Here is a 17,968-nt window from a genome sequence, read left to right as displayed (position 1 = left end):
GGCCAGGCTCGCACGCCCGCAAGGGCGCGCGAGCAGGTATAGGTAGGAGCGGGTTTGCCCGCGAAGGCGTTATTCCAGGCGATATCCGGTTTCGCGACCCGTATCGCTTTCGCGGGCAAGCCCGCTCCTACAGGTTCCGCGTACACCCCGATCAGTGTTTCCACAAGAAAGACGATCTGGTTGACCCAAGGCATCTGTGATGAAATGCGACCCCAATTCCTATCGCGCGACGCCGCCATCACTCGCCGTGAAACCCCGCCTGATCCGCCACCTGTTCCTGCCACCCCTGGTCATCCTGCTGATGATCGGCCTGGGTTATGCCGGCTATCGCATCAGCGAACACTACGGCATCCGCACCCTCAGCGAGAGCGGTGAACGGGCACTGGAGCTGCATGCCCGGACCGTCGAGAGCGAGATCAGCAAGTACACCTACCTGCCCAGCCTGCTGGAGCTCGAATCCAGCGTCTCGGCCCTGCTCAAGGACCCCGACGCCGAACACCGCCAGACCGTCAACGAATACCTCGAAGGCCTCAACCGCCGCAGCCGCAGCCGGGCGATCTATGTCCTGGATACCACCGGCCGGGTCCTCGCCACCAGCAACTGGCGCGACGCCGACAGCTACCTGGGCGAAGACCTGTCGTTCCGCGCCTACTTCCAGGACGCCGTGCGCGGTCAGCCCGGACGCTTCTACGGCATCGGCAGCACCCTCGGCGAGCCGGGCTACTACCTGGCCCACGGGCTCGAGGAGCAAGGCAAGATCATCGGCGTGGCAGTGATCAAGGTCCGCCTCGAAGCCCTCGAAGAACGCTGGCAGCGGGCACGCCTGGAAGCCTTCGTCAGCGACGAGAACGGCATCATCATTCTCTCCAGCGATCCGACCCGGCGCCTCAAGTCGGTCCGGCCGCTGACCCCGGAGATCAAGGAGCGCCTGGCGCGCAGCCTGCAATACTACTGGTGGCCGCTGAACGAACTGCAGCCGCTGGCCCGCGAACGCCTCGCCGAAGGGGTGGAAACCCTGACCTTCCCCGCCAACAGCGAGCTGGTCAAGGACGGCGATAATGTCAGCTACCTGGCGCAGACCCGTGGCCTCGCCGACACGCCCTGGCATTTCACCCTGCTCACGCCGTTGCAGGACCTGCGCCGGGAAGCCGCCAACCAGGGCATCCTGGTGGCGGTGGCCTTCGCCCTGGTGGCATTCCTGCTGATCGCCTGGAACGAGCGACGCAAGGTGATCGCAACCCGGCTGGCCGCTCGCGAAGCCTTGCAGGAAGCCAACAACCAGCTGGAACGACGGATCACCGAACGCACCGTCGACCTGCGTGCCAGCAATGACCGCCTCAAGGACCAGATCCGCGAACGGCGCCAGGCCGAGGAAACCCTGCGCCGCGCCCAGGACGAACTGGTCCAGGCCGGCAAACTGGCCGCCATCGGGCAGATGTCCACCAGCATCGCCCATGAACTGAACCAGCCGCTGGCGGCCTTGCGCACCCTGTCCGGCAATACCGTGCGTTTCCTCGAACGCGGCGAGCTGGAGACCGCCAGCACCAACCTGCGGACCATCAACGAACTGATCGATCGCATGGGCCGCATCACCGCCAGCCTGCGCTCCTTCGCCCGGCGCGGCGACGACAAGGGCGAGGCGAGCCTGGGCAAGGCCATCGAGGCGGCCCTGCAGGTCCTCAACAGCCGGATCGAGGCGCTGCACCTGGAAAGCCATCGCGACTATGACGATGTCCAGCTGGCGATCGACCAGACGCGCCTGGAACAGATCCTAGTCAACCTGATCGGCAACGCCCTCGATGCCATGCAGGCGCAGCCATTGCCGGAACTGTGGCTGGAAGGCGACTTCGTCGAGGGCAAGTATCGCCTGCTGGTACGCGACAACGGCCATGGCATCGAACTCGAAGCACGCAAGCACCTGTTCGAACCCTTCTTCACCACCAAGCCCGGAGAACAGGGCCTGGGGCTGGGCCTGACCCTTTCCGCGAGCCTTGCCGCGGCAGCCGGCGGCCACCTGGGCGTGGAACACCCGGCCACCGGCGGCACCGCTTTCGTCCTCCATTTACCGCGGGTCAACCCTGCCAAGGCCGAGCCGATATGAACAACGACCTGACCGTCCTGATCGTCGAAGACGATCCCCATGTGCTGCTCGGCTGCCAGCAGGCGCTGTCCCTGGAGGATATTCCCAGCGAAGGCGTCGGCAGTGCCGAAGAAGCCCTGGCGCGGATCGGTGACAACTTTCCCGGCATCGTCATCAGCGATATCCGCCTGCCGGGTATCGACGGCCTGGAACTGCTGACCCGCCTCAAGGCCCGCGACCGCAGCCTGCCGGTGGTGCTGATCACCGGCCATGGCGATATCTCCATGGCGGTCGGCGCGATGCGCAGCGGTGCCTACGATTTCATGGAAAAACCCTTTTCTCCCGAGCGCCTGGTCGAAGTCGCCCGCCGCGCCCTGGAACAACGCGGCCTGGCGCGGGAAGTCTGGTCGTTGCGGCGGCAACTGGCCGAGCGCGACTCCCTCGAGGGGCGGATCATCGGCCGCTCGCCGGCCATGCAAAATCTGCGGGAATTGATCGCCAACGTCGCCGATACCTCGGCCAACGTGCTGATCGAAGGTGAAACCGGAACCGGCAAGGAACTGGTCGCCCGCTGCCTGCACGACTTCAGCCGCCGCCAGTCGCAACAGTTCGTCGCCCTCAACTGCGGCGGCCTGCCGGAAAACCTTTTCGAAAGCGAGATCTTCGGCCACGAGGCCAATGCCTTCACCGGTGCCGGCAAACGCCGGATCGGCAAGATCGAACACGCCCATGGCGGCACGCTGTTTCTCGATGAAGTGGAAAGCATGCCGATTGCGCTGCAGATCAAACTGCTGCGTGTCCTGCAGGAACGCACCCTGGAGCGCCTGGGCTCGAACCAGAGCGTGGCGGTGGACTGCCGGGTGATCGCCGCCACCAAGTCCGACCTGGATGAACTGGGCAAGGCCGGCGAATTCCGCAGCGACCTGTATTACCGCCTGAACGTGGTGACCCTGGAACTGCCACCCCTGCGCGAGCGGCGCGAGGATATCCTGCAACTGTTCGAACACTTCCTGCAGCAGTCCTCGTTGCGCTTTGACCGCGCCGCGCCGGAGCTGGACAACCAGACCCTGTCGAACCTGATGAGCCACGACTGGCCGGGCAACGTGCGCGAACTGCGCAATGTCGCCGAGCGCTTCGCCCTCGGCCTGCCAGCCTTCAAGAAATCCGGCACGCAGAGCACCGGTGGCCTGGGCTTCGCCGAAGCGGTCGAGGCTTTCGAGCGCAACCTGCTCAACGACGCCCTGCAGCGCAGCGGCGGCAACCTGACCCAGGCCAGCCAGGAACTGGGCATGGCCAAGACCACCCTGTTCGACAAGGTCAAGAAATACGGCCTCAGCCACTGAATAGGGATTGGCTCTTCAAGGCTGCGCCTGGTGTACTGGCGAGCATCGGCCTGCGCTTGCACGGCTGAACTCATTCACGAACACATCGCACACCTGTAGGAGCTGGCTTGCCAGCGATGGCGATCGGTCAGCCAACATGACCTCCGACCGGCCAGCCGCTATCGCCAGCAAGCCGGCTCCCATGGATGTACCTGCGCATTCAAGATCCCGCGGCATGACTGGCCCGTCCTTTGCATTTACCCGGCAAAGCCCGCACTGCCTGCCTTTCAGCCTGGCCAGGTACTTTGATGTGGGGGCGCTGCCACGGATAAATCGACGTTGTGAACATTTTAGATCTCGACCACAGCCTGACGGCCCAGGCGCCGATCCGGCACCTGCTCGACAGCGGTCGCGCGAAACGCCTGGACCTGCTGGACCTGGGCCCCAAACTGCGACTCTGGACCACCGAACGCCATTACCGCCGCTTTGCCGAACGCCTGCGCCAGCTCCCGGCGCCCGCCACCGGCAGGCCGTACATCTATTTCGTCGGCTCCGGCGACTACCATCACCTGACCCCGGCCTTCCTCGGCAACCTGCCGGAGCCGGTCAGCCTGATCCACTTCGACAACCATCCCGACTGGGTGCACCTGGCTCCACGCCGGCATTGCGGCTCGTGGGTCAACCGCGCGCTGAAGCTGCCGAACATCAAGCGTATCGTCACCCTCGGCCCATGCAGCGAAGACCTCGACACCCCGCAACTGCGCGGCGGCAATCTCGGTGCCCTGCGCCGCGGCGACCTGCAGCTGTTTCCCTGGCAGCATGCGCCGTCTAAGGTCTGGGGACGGATCGGCGACGGTGCCGGCCACCAGCAGCAGGAAAACCATCTGCACTGGCGCAACCTGGCCGACGAACACTGGCCGGACTTCCTCGACCGGCTGATCCGGGACCTGCCCACCGAGGCCATCTGGATCACCATCGACAAGGACGTACTGGCCAGCGAAGATGCCGCCACCAACTGGGACCAGGGCGGCATGCGCCTGACCCACCTGCTCGATGCCATCCGGGCCCTGGCCGCGCACAAGCGCATCCTCGGCATCGATATCTGCGGCGAATTCGCCAAACCGGCCTTCAGCAACGCCTTCAAGCGCTGGGAAGCCAAATCCGATCAACCGCCGGCCGAACGCTGGAGCGCCGCTGACCTGCAGCGCAACGCGACCACCAACCAGGCGTTGATCACGCTGTTCGAGGAGCTGTTTCCGTGACCCTGACCGTTGTTCTGCTGGTGGCCTTTTCCATTGTCCTCGACGTGGTCGGCCAGCTCTGTTTCAAGATCGGCCTGGACCGCTTGCCGGAACTCGAAGGCGGCTTTCGCCTGAATGCCTTCTGGGGCCAGGTGTTCAATGCGCCCCTGCTGTGGTGCGGCATCGGCGCCTATGCCGTCGAATTCCTGGTCTGGCTCGAGGCGCTGTCGCGGGCCCCGCTGAGCCTGCTGTTCCCTTCCGCCGCTCTGGCCTATTGCGGGGTGGTCCTGGCGGGCAAGCTGGTACTCGGGGAAACCGTCAGCCGGCGCCGCTGGATGGGCACGCTGGTGATCACCCTGGGCGTCATGCTGGTTGCCATCGCCGGTAGCTGAGACTCAATTCATGTTTGAAGGAACGGATTTATGAGCACTTCCAAGCACGTGGACTGGCTCCACGGGCGCTTCGGCACGATCGTGCTGTGGGCCCTGCTGATCACATTCGAAAGTGCCGGACAGATCGCCACCAAAGTCGGCGGCGATCAGTTGGGACAGATGAATTTCAACCTGCAATGGCTGGCTGCGGTCGTGGTCAACCCGGGTGTCTGGGTGGCGATCGGTTGCTACATCGGCGCCTTTTTCGTGTGGATGCTGATCCTGCGACGCAGCAGCCTGTCCCTGGCGTTTCCCCTCAGTTCGCTGGTGTTCGTCGCAGTATTGCTCGGTTCCTGGCTGGGGCTGGGCGAGCAGATCAGCGTGCTGCACTGGGTCGGCGTGCTGGTGATTATCGGCGGGATCGCCCTGCTGGCCGAAGGCGAGAAGAACTGAGCATCACCACCCAGCCGGCTCCCACAAGGTCCCAGGCTGGACAATAGTCCGTGGCGAGCCCCCCCGTCCTGTGGGAGCGGGCTTGCCCGCGAAAGCGGCGGCGCGACTGGCATCGTCATCGCTGGCAAGCCTGCCCCCACCGTCAGCGGTGTTTCACCAGAAAGCCCAGGCCATGGGATACCGGAATCACCTTCACTCCCGCCTCCCGCTGCTGCTCCCTGATCTGCGCATGGAACGCCTTGACCTTGGTCCAGTGCATCTTCGGCCGATAGTGATGCTCGGCGTGATAGCCGTTGTTCATCCAGATCAGGTTGTAGAGCCGGCTGTAGGAACTCACGCCCCAGGCGATCGGCAGGTCGGGGTTGCCACCCAGGTGCTCGTAGTAGCCGTTGAGCGATGACAGCGACTGTCCCAGGTACCAGAACGGCAGCAACACCAGCACCGCGCGCCAGTCACAGGCCGCCAGGCCCAGGTAGAACGCCACTGTCGCATAGATCTCGACCTTGACCCAACGGGCATCCGCCGGGTGCTTGCGCTTCATTTCCTCGTAATAGGCCTTGGGATCGTCACGGAAGAAGCTCAGGAAGGTGTAGGCCCAGACATTGTCCGGCTGGCCGTCCTTGCCGTGCAGGTAGATCGACAGCGGGTCGATGGTGGTCCCGTCCTCCCGTGGCAGGTCGGAGTTGCCGCGATGGTGACGGTTGTGGATATCGCGGTACATCGTCTGCGAAAAGCCGATGGTCAGCGACAGCAGCAGGTCGAACCCGCGATTCATCCAGTGCGGGGTGAAGTAGGGGTTGTGGATCTGGTTGTGGGAGATGCTGTTGATGCTCCACGACAGACTGACCGCATAGAGCAGCGCCGCCGGGATGATGATCCACCAGGACTGGTCGTGGAATCCCAGCACCAGCCACAACACGAAGGAGAAATGCGCCAGCGCCATGACAATGGGTACCAGGTCCCAGAGCGAATAAGCCAACAGGCGGTAAGCAGGACGAGCCATCTGAAAAACTTCCCGGAAAATGATTTCCGGGGGGGCATTGCAAACACCAGACCAGCTTTCACTACTTTACAAAAACCGGCCCGGCGACGATCGGGCGAGCCGATCTACAACGCGGCATGATCGTCGCGCAGGCGGGTTCAGAACTTGTAGCTGATGGCGGTCTGCACCTGGCCCTGATTGTTGTCGCCACGCTCTCTGACAATGCTGCTGTCGGCGGCGTTGCCCACCAGGTGAATCCAGCTCGCGCTGGTCATCAGCGACCAGGCCCCACCCAGCGGGATCGCGAAGTTCTGGGTCAGGGTGTAGTTCTGCAGGCCGCCGCCCGGCTTGTACTGCTCGATCCCCGAAGCCTGGGCTTCCTCGGCGCTCACGCCGAAAAAGGTCCGGGTCTGGCGGGCGTCGGCAAAGTGTGCGCTCAGGTTGCTGCTGCCGATGATACCCATGCCCAGCGGGTAACCCAGCTCGCCGCCAATCTTGCCGAGCAGGCCGCCCTGGCCGTTGCCACCGCCAACCGCGCTGCCCAGTTGGACGAACACCCGCCAGAAGTCAGCCGGCGCGTACTGCACATAACCGCCGATCTGGCCCATGTCCGGCACATTGCGCAGGCCACGCAGGTCGCCATCGGCGTTGCGGCCCGGCAGGTAGTTGATAAACGGCCCGGCGGTGAAACCACTGTCCTTGAAGGCATCCCAGGTCAGGCCGTCGTCGCCGCTGAGGCTGACGTCCCCCCAATCCAGGTCCAGGTAAGGCAAGGGCACCGTGTCATAGCTGCTGCCCGTGGGGTCATGGGGCTGGTAGCCGATACCGGCACCGATCTGCCCGGTAAGGCCTTCCTCGGCCAGCACGCCGGTGCTCAGGCCACTCAGGGACAAGAGACCGGCGAGCAGCAATGTGGGGGTAAACCTGGCCATGAATCGTTTCCTTGTTCTGAACATGCGCGCATCAATCACCAGCGCACCCAGTGTAGGCAAGCACTGATGTTCTTTGTAGCAAGCTACAAAATTTGTAGCTCTTTGTAGCCTTTCCCATACAAACACCGGCAGGAGCCCGCGAACACAGGCGTTCCAGCCGGTTGGCACGCTCCGTGCTCTGGCACCTGCCATGCGCAAAGTGCGCTCTTATTCAACAGGTAACTGCAGATGATGCACTGGCATATCGTGTGTGACTTCGACGGGACCATCTCCCGCACCGACGCGATCGACAACATCCTGGAACAATTCGCCGACCCGAGCTGGGAGACGATCGAACAGGAATGGCTGGACGGTCACATCGGTTCGCGTGAGTGCCTGAGCCGCCAACTGGCCCTGGTCAAGGCAACGCCCGCCGAGTTGCTGGCCTACTTCGACACCATCGACATCGACCCCGACTTCCCCGACTTCGTCGACCACGTGATGAGCCTGGGCGCGACCATCGAAGTGGTCAGCGACGGTATCGAGCAAGGCATCGCGCGGATTCTGTCACGCAACTACGTGACCTTGCTACCGATCCTCGCCAACCGCCTGCGCCAGGTCGACCAGAACAGCTGGCGCATCGATTTCCCCTATTCCAGCGATGCCTGCCGCGCCGCTTCCGGCAACTGCAAATGCAAGTCCACGCCCAAGGGCAAACGCGTACTGGTGATCGGTGACGGTCAGTCGGACATGTGCGTGGCCTCGACCGCCGACTTCGTGTTCGCCAAGGACCGCCTGGCCGAACACTGCGAACGCAACGGCATCCCGCATGTGCGTTTCGAATCGTTCGCCGAACTCCCGGCGCTGCTGGCCCTGCTGCCGAGCAGCGAAGCCGCCAACGCCAACACTTTCGCGCTCGACAGCGCTGAAAACTCTTCACAAACTCAGGAACTCTTCCACCATGTCTGAGATTCGTATCGCTACCGCCGAAGACCAGGTGCTTCTGGAAAAAGAAGCCAAATATTGCTCCTACGGCGATACCGTCCACTACATCGAGCCACCGCGCATTTTCAGCCGCTGCGAAGGCTCCTACGTCTGGGACACCGAAGACCAGGCATACCTCGACCTGCAGATGTGGTACTCGGCGGTCAACTTCGGCTACGCCAACCCACGCCTGAACAACGCCCTCAAGCAACAGATCGACACCCTGCCGCAGATCGCCAGCCAGTACCTGCACAAAGGCAAGATCGAGCTGTCGGAAAGGATCGCGGTCGACGCCAAGAACAAGTTCGGCCTCGACGGTCGCGTGCACTTCAACGTCGGCGGTTCGCAGTCCATCGAAGACTCGCTGAAAGTCGTGCGTAACGCCACCAACGGCAAGAGCCTGATGTTCGCCTTCGAAGGCGGCTACCACGGCCGTACCCTGGGTGCGTCCTCGATCACTTCGAGCTACCGCTACCGTCGCCGCTACGGCCACTTCGGCGAGCGCGCCCAGTTCATCCCGTTCCCGTACCACTTCCGCGGCCCGAAAGGCATGACCAAGGAAGAGTACGGCAGCCACTGCGTGCAGCAGTTCGCCCGCCTGTTCGAGACTGAATACAACGGCGTGTGGGACCCGAAAGTCGGCTCCAGCGAATACGCGGCGTTCTACGTCGAGCCGATCCAGGGCACCGGCGGCTACGTGATCCCGCCGATGAACTTCTACAGCGAGCTGAAGAAGGTCCTCGACCAGCATGGCATCCTGATGGTCGTCGACGAAATCCAGATGGGCTTCTGGCGTACCGGCAAGCTGTGGTCGATCGAACACTTCGACGTCAAGCCGGACGTGATCGTCTTCGGCAAGGCGCTGACCAACGGCCTGAACCCGCTGGGCGGCATCTGGGCCCGTGAAGAGCTGATCAACCCGAAGGTCTTCCCACCAGGTTCGACCCACTCCACCTTCGCCTCGAACCCACTGGGTACGGCGGTAGGCCTGGAAATGTTCAAGATGACCAGCGAAGTCGACTACGGCGCGATGGTCATGGCCAAGGGCAAGTACTTCCTCGAAGGCCTGCAAGAGCTGCAGAAACGCTTCCCGATCATCGGCGACGTCGATGGCCTGGGCCTGGCCCTGCGCTGCGAAATCTGCACCACCGACGGCTTCACCCCGGACAAGGCCACCCTGGACTACATGGTCGAGGAAGGCATGAAGGGCGACATGGTGGTTGACGGTCAGAAACTCGGCCTGATCCTCGACGTCGGCGGCTACTACAAGAACGTCATCACCCTGGCCCCGTCGCTGGAAATCAGCTACGCGGAAATCGACCTGGGCCTGAAACTGCTCGAGCAGTTGCTGAACCGGGCCATGAAGCGGTGAACATGGCAGCCATCGATCTGGGCGAAGGCGACGCGGGCTTCGTCCTCGGCGACGGTCCGGTCGGGGTCTTGCTGATCCATGGCCTGACCGGCACCCCGGCGGAACTGCGCCGGGTCGCCCAGGGCCTGGTCAAGCGCGGTGGTTGCACGGTCTACGTGCCCACCCTGCCCGGCCATTGCGGCGGCAACGCCGACCTGCAGGCCACCGGCTGGCAGGACTGGTACGAAGGTGTGCGCAAGACGTTCGTCGGCGTGCAGCAGCGTCACGCCCAGGTGTTCGTCGGCGGCTTGTCCATGGGCGCGGTCATGTCCATGTACGTAGCCTCCGAGTTCCCCGGGCAAGTGGCCGGGTTGTTGATGTATTCGACCACCCTGCGCTACGACGGCTGGAGCATCCACAAGCTGGCGTTCCTGACGCCCTTGCTGATGAAGATTCCGTTCGGCGTGCATATCTGTCGTTTCGAGGAAAAGCCGCCCTATGGCATCAAGAACGAACGCCTGCGGGCGATTGTCGAACGCCAGATGAAGGCCGGCCAGAGCAGCGATGCCGGGCTGTTGACCATGGAGGGCATCACGGTGCGCGAGCTGCACCGGATGAACGCCGTGGTCATGCGGCGCATGCCGTCGATCAAGACCCCGGCGCTGGTGATCCACTCCGTCGAGGACGATATCACCAGCCCGTGGAACGCCAACTACGTCGAACGTCACCTGGGTGGCCCCGTCACCAAGGTCATGCTCGACAATTGCTACCACATGATCACTGTCGACCTGCAGTACCGCGAAGTGATCGAGTTGAGTGCCGACTTCATCGAACGTCTGAGTGACGTCCCGAGCGTGCGCGAAGACTACCGGCAACTGGCCTAAGGAAAGACCCGTGATTACCGCCCAAGCCTTCTCTAGCATCGAGGCGATTGAACGCGCAGCCTGGAACGACTGTTTCCCGGGTGCGCTGGAGAATTGGGAGTACTACCTGGCGGTGGAGAAAGCCCGCATCGACGACTTCGAATGGCGCTACCTGGCGCTCTTCGAAGACGATCGGCTGCTGGCGGTCGCCCCCGCCTTCATTACCCGCTACAAGCTCGACACCACGGTGCAAGGCACCAGTAAACGCATTACCGGCTGGATCAACAGGATCCTGCCGGGCGTGCTCGAATTCCCGCTCTACGCCATCGGCTCGCCGGTGGCGGAGCGATGCAGTGCCGGCATTGCCAGCCACGTCCCGGTGCAACGGCGCCAGGAACTGCTGGAGCGCCTGCTGATCCTGGCCCGCGACGATGCCGCCACCCTCCGGATCCGCCTGACCGCGGTCAAGGACGCGCCCAGCGCCGACGATGACTGGAGCGCCAGCTGCAAGGCTGCCGGGTTCCAGAAGGTGCTCAGCCTGCCGAGCGCCCTGTTGCCGATCCCCTTCGGTTCGGTCGACGCGTACCTGGGCACCCTGGGCAAGTCCACCCGCAAGGACCTGCGGCGCAAGCTGCGGGCGCCGGGGCCGCGGATCGAATGGCGGCGCAATATCGATGACGTCCTGCCGCAGATCATGCGACTGTACGAGGCGACCCTGGAACGCAGCGAAACCCAGTTCGAACGCCTGCCGGCGGATTACTTCACCAGCGTGCTGGAGCACCTGGACGAACGTGCGGCCTGTGTCCTTTACTGGATCGACGAGCAACTGGTGGCGTTCAACCTGATCCTGCTGGATGGGGAGCGGCTGATCGACAAGTTCTTCGGCCATGACCCGAACCAGAGTCGCGAGCACAACCTGTATTTCCGCAGTTGGCTGGCCAATGTCGAATACTGTATCCGCGAGGGGATTCCCCTGTACGAATGCGGTCAGGCCGGTTATGCCAGCAAGATTCGCCTGGGCTGTACCTTCCAGGGCAACAACCTGTTCTTTCACCATCGCAACTGGCTGATCAACAATGTCCTACGACTGGTCAAACTGTTTATCCGCCCGGACCGATTCGACCCTGCCATGGCTGCTGCGATAAGCGAAACCTGATGACTTCCACTCCAGAACGCCGCCGTAAACGTCGCCCCTTCTCGATCTCGCGCTGGAGTGTGCAACGCAAACTGCTGCTGGCGTTCTGGCTGGTCAGCGTGGTGCCGACCATGATCGCCGCCGAACTGGCGGCGACCACCCTGTCGCAGATCTTCGACAGCAACGTGCGCATCTGGCTGCAGGAGTCGACCAAGATCGTCAAGGACGAGATCAGCGAGATCCAGCGCGACAACGCCCGGGTCGCCCAGTTGTTCCTGCTCTACACCCGGCCGCCGACCTCGCGCCAGGCCGCCAAGCACGACAAGCTCACCGCCGACATCGCCGACGCCATGGGCATCGACCTGGTGGCGCTGATCCGCACCCAGGACCACAAGGTGGTGTTCACCACCGAGCCCGACGATATCGTCAGCCAGATCAGCCTGGCGCCCAACGCGGTCCTGCAGACCATCAAGGTCGCCGGGGTGCCGACCGGCGTGGTGGTCTCGACCTTCCAGACCTCGCAGGAAGGCGTCGACTACCAGTTGCTGATCGCCACCTACCTGGACAGCAGCTTCCTCAACAGCGTGGCCGACGTGCACTCCCTCGACCTGCGCCTGTACCTGGCGAACTCCAAGGGCTTTTCCGAGATCTTCTCGACCCAGCGCTTCGAGGATCACCCGCTGCAGATCCCGGCGAAAATCGAAAAGACCCTGCGTGACACCCGCCTGCCCAGCGAACTGTTCACCAGCCGCTACAGCGGCCTGTACTGGCCGATCTTCAACGATACCGGCGACCTGCAGGGGGTGATCTTCAGTGGCCTGCTGCGCCACAGCAGCCTGGTCGGGCTGGTCAACCAGAGCAACCTGTTCATCCTGATCTTCCTGATGGGCTCGGCCTTGTCCCTGAGCGTCGGCTGGCTGGTCTCGCAGCGCCTGACCCAGCCCCTGCGCGGCCTGTCCGAAGGCGTGCGGGCGGTGATCTCCGGCAACTACAGCAAGCGTATCCCGGTGACCGGCAGCGACGAGCTGGCCGAACTGAGCCACACCTTCAACCACATGACCGAGCGCCTGGGCGAGCTGCATCACCTCGAGGCCCAGTTGCGCCGCCGCGATCGCCTGCACGCGCTGGGCGAGGTCGCCATGGGCCTGGCCCACGAGATCCGCAACCCGCTGGGCATCATCAAGACCGCCACCCAGTTGCTGCACCGCCGGGCCAACCTGCCGGATACCGACAAGCGCCACCTGGAATACGTGATCAGCGAAGTGTCGCGGATCAACGACCTGATCACCGAGTTCCTCGACTTCGCCAAGCCGAGCGCGCCGATTCGCTCGATCCAGCCGGCGCGGGAGTTGGCCGAGGAGATCCTCGGCTTCTGCGCACCGGAACTGGCCACCCACAACATCGATGCGCGGATCGACGACCAGGCACCCGGCGCGACCCTGTACGCCGATGCCCGGCAACTGAAGCAGGCCTGCCTGAACCTGATCCTCAATGCCATCGACGCCATGCCCAAGGGTGGCCGCCTGACCCTGGGCATTGCCAAGGACCAGGAAAACACCATCATCAGCGTCTCCGACACCGGCCAGGGTATCGAACCGGACATGATCGAACGGATCTTCACGCCGTTTGTCACTACCAAGGCCTCGGGCACCGGCCTGGGCCTGGCGAAAGTCTTCTCGATCATGGAAAACCATGACGGACGGATCGAATGCATCAGCGAGAAAGATGCAGGCGCCAGCTTCAAGCTGTACATTCCGGCCCATGGCGAAGACCTGGATGTCGAGGATGACGAGGAACACGACGATGACGCATAAGGTCCTGGTGGTCGATGACGAACCCAAGCTCTGCGACCTGCTCAGTTCGGCCCTGAGCCAGAACGAGATCCAGGTATTCACCGCCGGCAACGGCATCCAGGCCCTGGTGGTGCTGGATCAGGAAGACATCGACCTGGTCATCAGCGACTGGCGCATGCCCGGCATGGACGGCCCGCAGTTGCTGGCCGAGATCAAGCTGCGCTTCCCGCAGTTGCCGGTCATCGTGATGACCGCCTACAGCACCGTGAAAAATGCCGTGCAGTCGATGCGCAACGGTGCTTTCGACTATATCGCCAAGCCCTTCGATATCGACGAACTGGATATCACCGTCAGCAAGGCCCTGCAGTTTCGCGACATCCTGCGGGATAACGCACGGATGCGCGCCGAACTCGACGAACACCAGCAGATCGACAGCCTGGTGGGCGACAGCCCGGCCTTTCGCCGGGTCCTGCAGGCAGTGGACTCGGTCCGTGACAGCAACGCCACCATCCTGCTGACCGGTGAGAGCGGGACCGGCAAGGAAATGGTCGCCCGGGCGATCCACAAGCACGGCAACCGCGCCGACAAGCCGTTTGTCGCGGTGAACTGCGCGGCCATTCCCGAAGGCCTGCTGGAAAGCGAGATGTTCGGCCACCGCAAGGGCGCCTTCACCGGCGCCGTCTCCGACCGTGTCGGGCGCTTCATGCAGGCGGACAAGGGCACGCTGTTTCTCGATGAAGTCGGCGATATGCCGCTGGCCCTGCAGGCGAAGATCCTGCGGGCCCTGCAGGAGCGGGTGATCGAACCGGTGGGGGACCCGCGCGAACGCAAGGTCGACGTGCGGGTGATTGCCGCGACCAACAAGAACCTGCTCGAAGCGGTGGCGAACAAGGAGTTTCGCGAAGACTTGTACTACCGCCTGAACGTTTTCCCGATTCCCCTGCCCTCCCTGCGCGAGCGGGTCGAGGACATCGCCCCGCTGGCCCGGCATTTCGCCCACTCGCTGGGGGCCAGCGCCGGCAAGCGCATCAGCGGTTTCAGCCCGCAGGCCATGCAAGCCATGGCCAACTACAGCTGGCCGGGCAATATCCGCGAGCTGCAGAACTGCGTGGAGCGGGCGACCATTGTCGCCGCCAGCCCGGTGATCGAGGAAAGCGACCTGCCGGCCTACCTGTTTGCCCCACCGTCAGCGGAACCGGGCAACACGGCGGCGGCCTTGAACGTCGGCGCCGCGGTGCCGAAGGACCTGGATGCGGCGTTGGCGGAAGTGGAGAAGGCCTACATCCTCGCCGCGCTGCATGAAACCAATGGGGTCCAGGCCGCGGCGGCGCAGATGATCGGGATTTCCGAGCGCAGCTTCTGGTATCGCCTGAAGAAGCTGGCGATCCAGGTGGACAAGATCATTCGCTGAACATCCTGGGCAGCGACGGTAGAGACGCCTGTGGGAGGAACTCTGCGGGAAGGAGCTCTGCGAGGGGGGGCTTGTGTGAGAGCGGGCTTGCCCGCGAAGAGGCCCTCAAGGGCACCAAAAGCTTCGGGGGCAAGCCCCCCTCCTACAGAGCCCACTCCCCCATCAAGGTCAGGCCTTTGTGGATTCGGCGATGATCTGCCGGATCGCACCGACAAAGGTCTCCACCGGCTGTCCGCCACTCACCGCATACTGATCGTTGAAGACGATGGTCGGCACGGAGCTCACCCCGCGCGACACCCACAATTGCTCCTGTTCACGGACCTCGGCGGCGTACTCGTCGGAGGCGAGAATCGCTTCGGCGCGCTGGCGATCCAGGCCGACGCTCTCGGCGATCAGGCTCAACTGGGCGTGATCGGACGGGTTGCCCTGGTCGGTGAAGTACGCCTTGAACAAGGCTTCCTTGAGGTTGTACTGGCGCCCTTCCAGGCCGGCCCAATGCAATAGCCGATGGGCATCGAAGGTGTTGTAGATACGGCTGTCGCCGCTGGTCCTGAAACTGAAGCCCACCTCGGCCCCGCGCTCACGGATCATCTCGCGGTTTTTCTGCGACTGCTCCGGCGTCGAGCCGTATTTCTGGGTGATGTGCTCGGTGATGTTCTGCCCTTCGGCGCCCATCTTCGGGTTCAGCTCGAACGGCTGGAAGTGAATCTCGGCCTGGACCTCGGCGCCCAGGCGATCCAGCGCCGCAGTCAGGCCGCGCAGGCCGATCACGCACCAGGGGCAGGACACATCACTGACAAAATCGATTTTCAACGGGGTACTCATGATCAACCTCACAGGCGTTGATTCGCCGTAAAGCCTGCACGATACACCCGCCTCAGAGTTGCGCCCAGTGGCTGACATCCTGCTGGTGCGCCCGCAGGTACGGCAGCACCGCCGCCAGCAACGGCGCCTTGAATGCCTCCTGGAAACGATGGGCCAGCCCCGGGATCAGCACCAGCTGGCTGCCCTGGATATGGGCCGCCAGGTGCACGCCGTGCATCACCGGCAACAACGGATCGGCCGTGCCATGCACCACCAGGGTCGGCACCCGCAGCTGATTCAGCAGCGGCACCCGGCTCGGTTCGGCGAGAATTGCCATGATCTGGCGCTTCACCCCTTCCGGATTGAACGCCCGGTCATAGGAGGTCGCCGCCTGCTGCAACAGCTTGTGCCGGTCATCGCGGACCTCGGGACTGCCCAGCGCCGCCAGCAGATCGGCCTGCTGCTCGATCGCCACCTCGCGATTCGGCGCACTGCGCCGCGACAGCAACTGCACCAGGGCCGCATTCGGCGCCGGCAGGCCTTCGGCACCGGAACTGGTCATCACCAGCGTCAGGCTCTCGACCCGTTGCGGCGCCATCGCCGCCACATGCTGGGCGATCATTCCGCCCATGCTCGCGCCGAGCACGTGGAACTGCTCGATCTGCAAGGCATCCATCAAGCCCAGCGCATCACCGGCCATATCGGTCAGGCTGTACGGCGCCGCCACCGGCAGACCGAGCTTGTAGCGCAGGACCTCGAACGTCAGGTTGGCGCTCGCCGGCGCCTGTCGCCAGCTCGACAGGCCGACATCGCGGTTGTCATAGCGGATCACCCGGAAACCCTGCTGGCACAGGGCGACCACCACTTCGTCCGGCCAGTGGATCAACTGCCCGCCCAGGCCCATGATCAGCAACAAGGCCGGATCCGAGGCACGACCAATGCTCTGGTAGGCCAGGCTGACCTGATCCAGGTCGACATGCTCGGTTGGAACATTGACATCGCATCGAGAAGCCGCAAAGGACGGCAGGCCGAACAACAGTGCGGCCAGGAAAATAACTACACGCATGAAAAAACACCAAAACGCAGAACCCCAGTGGAGCGCGAGTCTGATGAAATTTGTTCAAGCGCGCTGCCACAGTTCAATGACAGTTTGATGAAGATTGCCCAGTGGCGCTTTTTTTGCCTAGCGACCCGCGCCTTGTGTCGCCCACCCCAGTGGAAGTCGGCTTGAGCGATAAGGCACCACCGTCCCCGGCAGGCCGATCGCTACCCGTCGACAGCCGCCCCAGCATGAGACAAACTCACCCCCTGCGCGCTCATTACAAACTTTGCTCATGGAGCCCCTGGTGCTGGAAATCCGTCACTTGAAAACCCTGCACGCCCTGCGTGAAGCCGACAGCCTGGTGGAGGCCGCCGAACGCCTGCACCTGACGCAGTCGGCCCTGTCCCACCAGTTCAAGGAACTGGAGGAACGCCTGGGCATGCCATTGTTCGTGCGCAAGACCAAGCCGGTACGCTTCACCAGCGCCGGCCTGCGCCTGCTGCAACTGGCGGATGCCACCCTGCCGCTGCTGCGTGGGGCGGAACGGGATATCGCGCGACTGGCCGGTGGCACCGCGGGGCGGCTGCACATGGCGATCGAATGCCACAGTTGTTTCCAGTGGCTGATGCCGACCATCGACCAGTTCCGCGATGCCTGGCCGGAAGTCGAACTGGACCTGGCCTCCGGGTTTTCCTTCGCCCCGCTGCCGGCCCTGGCACGCGGCGACCTGGATCTGGTGGTGACCTCCGATCCGCTGGAACTGGCGGGCATCACCTATGTCCCGCTGTTCACCTACGAGGCGATGCTCGCGGTCGCCAACCAGCACGCCCTGGCGAACAAGGCGTATATCGTGCCCGAGGACCTGCTCAAGGAAACCCTGATCACCTACCCGGTGGAGCGCGATCGGCTGGATATCTTCACACGCTTCCTGGAACCGGCCGATATCGAGCCGGCGCAGGTGCGCACCTCGGAACTGACAGTGATGATGATGCAGCTGGTGGCCAGCGGCCGCGGTGTCTGCGGCATGCCCCACTGGGCACTGCATGAGTACAGCTCACGGGGTTATGTGAAGGCCAAGCGCCTGGGTGAGAAAGGCCTGTTCGCCACGCTGTACGCGGCCATCCGCGCGGACATGCTCGATGCCCCCTATATGCGCGACTTCCTGCTGACGGCCAAGGACACCTCGTTCTCGACCCTGGACGGCGTCAGCGCGGTGCGCTGACGC

At 63.6% G+C, this 17,968-nt stretch carries 16 protein-coding genes; 12 read left to right on the top strand and 4 right to left on the bottom strand.

Annotated features, from left to right (window positions below; all coding sequences use genetic code 11):
• Window positions 1–199 precede the first annotated feature (199 nt).
• The 5 genes from aauS (at window position 200) to HX881_RS10790 (ending at window position 5,467) form a co-directional block, all read left to right on the top strand.
• Window positions 200–2,101 carry a two-component sensor histidine kinase AauS gene (gene aauS / locus HX881_RS10810; protein ID WP_017126333.1) on the top strand — a complete coding sequence of 634 codons (1,902 nt, stop codon included), beginning with the start codon at window positions 200–202 and terminating at the stop codon, window positions 2,099–2,101.
• Window positions 2,098–3,423 carry a two-component response regulator AauR gene (gene aauR, locus HX881_RS10805; protein WP_177084365.1) on the top strand — a complete coding sequence of 442 codons (1,326 nt, stop codon included), beginning with the start codon at window positions 2,098–2,100 and terminating at the stop codon, window positions 3,421–3,423. The genes aauS and aauR overlap by 4 nt, the downstream gene beginning before the upstream one ends.
• A 320-nt stretch (window positions 3,424–3,743) precedes the next feature.
• Window positions 3,744–4,664: an arginase family protein gene (locus HX881_RS10800; protein WP_017126335.1), complete on the top strand. Its 921-nt coding sequence runs from the start codon at window positions 3,744–3,746 to the stop codon at window positions 4,662–4,664.
• Window positions 4,661–5,035: a DMT family transporter gene (locus HX881_RS10795; protein WP_017126336.1), complete on the top strand. Its 375-nt coding sequence runs from the start codon at window positions 4,661–4,663 to the stop codon at window positions 5,033–5,035. The genes HX881_RS10800 and HX881_RS10795 overlap by 4 nt, the downstream gene beginning before the upstream one ends.
• Before the next feature lie 30 nt (window positions 5,036–5,065).
• Window positions 5,066–5,467 (top strand): DMT family transporter, encoded by a 402-nt coding sequence (locus HX881_RS10790; RefSeq protein ID WP_017126337.1) that lies wholly within the window; start codon window positions 5,066–5,068, stop codon window positions 5,465–5,467.
• Window positions 5,468–5,609: 142 nt separating this feature from the next.
• On the opposite strand, the gene HX881_RS10785 is transcribed toward HX881_RS10790, so the two are convergent.
• A complete protein-coding gene (locus HX881_RS10785; RefSeq protein ID WP_017126338.1) occupies window positions 5,610–6,470 on the bottom strand; it encodes a fatty acid desaturase family protein in 861 nt (286 codons plus the stop codon).
• A gap of 137 nt (window positions 6,471–6,607) precedes the next feature.
• Window positions 6,608–7,381, bottom strand: coding sequence for a MipA/OmpV family protein (locus tag HX881_RS10780; RefSeq protein ID WP_017126339.1), 774 nt, complete (start codon window positions 7,379–7,381; stop codon window positions 6,608–6,610).
• Between the two features lie 228 nt (window positions 7,382–7,609).
• Here HX881_RS10780 and HX881_RS10775 point away from each other — a divergent pair, with 228 nt between their 5' ends.
• From HX881_RS10775 to HX881_RS10750, 6 genes are read left to right on the top strand one after another with little or no spacing between them, the layout of a single operon-like run.
• Window positions 7,610–8,329 carry an MtnX-like HAD-IB family phosphatase gene (locus HX881_RS10775; protein ID WP_017126340.1) on the top strand — a complete coding sequence of 240 codons (720 nt, stop codon included), beginning with the start codon at window positions 7,610–7,612 and terminating at the stop codon, window positions 8,327–8,329.
• On the top strand, window positions 8,322–9,716 hold the full coding sequence (locus HX881_RS10770; protein WP_017126341.1) for an aspartate aminotransferase family protein: 1,395 nt from the start codon (window positions 8,322–8,324) through the stop codon (window positions 9,714–9,716). Before HX881_RS10775 ends, HX881_RS10770 begins: the two co-directional genes overlap by 8 nt.
• Window positions 9,713–10,579, top strand: coding sequence for an alpha/beta hydrolase (locus HX881_RS10765; RefSeq protein ID WP_085983777.1), 867 nt, complete (start codon window positions 9,713–9,715; stop codon window positions 10,577–10,579). The genes HX881_RS10770 and HX881_RS10765 overlap by 4 nt, the downstream gene beginning before the upstream one ends.
• A 10-nt stretch (window positions 10,580–10,589) precedes the next feature.
• Entirely contained in the window at window positions 10,590–11,714 is a 1,125-nt protein-coding gene (locus HX881_RS10760) for a GNAT family N-acetyltransferase (protein WP_017126343.1), read from the top strand.
• Window positions 11,714–13,507 carry a sensor histidine kinase gene (locus HX881_RS10755; RefSeq protein ID WP_042935329.1) on the top strand — a complete coding sequence of 598 codons (1,794 nt, stop codon included), beginning with the start codon at window positions 11,714–11,716 and terminating at the stop codon, window positions 13,505–13,507. The genes HX881_RS10760 and HX881_RS10755 overlap by 1 nt, the downstream gene beginning before the upstream one ends.
• Entirely contained in the window at window positions 13,497–14,897 is a 1,401-nt protein-coding gene (locus tag HX881_RS10750) for a sigma-54-dependent transcriptional regulator (RefSeq protein ID WP_177084363.1), read from the top strand. Before HX881_RS10755 ends, HX881_RS10750 begins: the two co-directional genes overlap by 11 nt.
• Window positions 14,898–15,065: 168 nt before the next feature.
• On the opposite strand, the gene HX881_RS10745 is transcribed toward HX881_RS10750, so the two are convergent.
• Together HX881_RS10745 and HX881_RS10740 are read right to left on the bottom strand one after the other, a co-directional pair.
• Window positions 15,066–15,722 (bottom strand): DsbA family oxidoreductase, encoded by a 657-nt coding sequence (locus tag HX881_RS10745; protein WP_177084361.1) that lies wholly within the window; start codon window positions 15,720–15,722, stop codon window positions 15,066–15,068.
• Between the two features lie 52 nt (window positions 15,723–15,774).
• Window positions 15,775–16,767, bottom strand: a complete 993-nt coding sequence (locus tag HX881_RS10740) for an alpha/beta fold hydrolase (protein ID WP_103033028.1) — start codon at window positions 16,765–16,767, stop codon at window positions 15,775–15,777.
• 280 nt (window positions 16,768–17,047) lie between these two features.
• Between HX881_RS10740 and metR the strand changes: the two genes are divergently transcribed.
• Complete coding sequence (gene metR / locus HX881_RS10735) at window positions 17,048–17,965, top strand: transcriptional regulator MetR (protein ID WP_042935381.1); 918 nt, start codon at window positions 17,048–17,050, stop codon at window positions 17,963–17,965.
• Window positions 17,966–17,968: the final 3 nt, after the last annotated feature.

Origin of the sequence: Pseudomonas gingeri (assembly GCF_013386115.1) — a bacterium.
Classification (GTDB): domain Bacteria; phylum Pseudomonadota; class Gammaproteobacteria; order Pseudomonadales; family Pseudomonadaceae; genus Aquipseudomonas; species Aquipseudomonas gingeri.
This window is presented reverse-complemented; position numbering and strand designations above follow the sequence as displayed.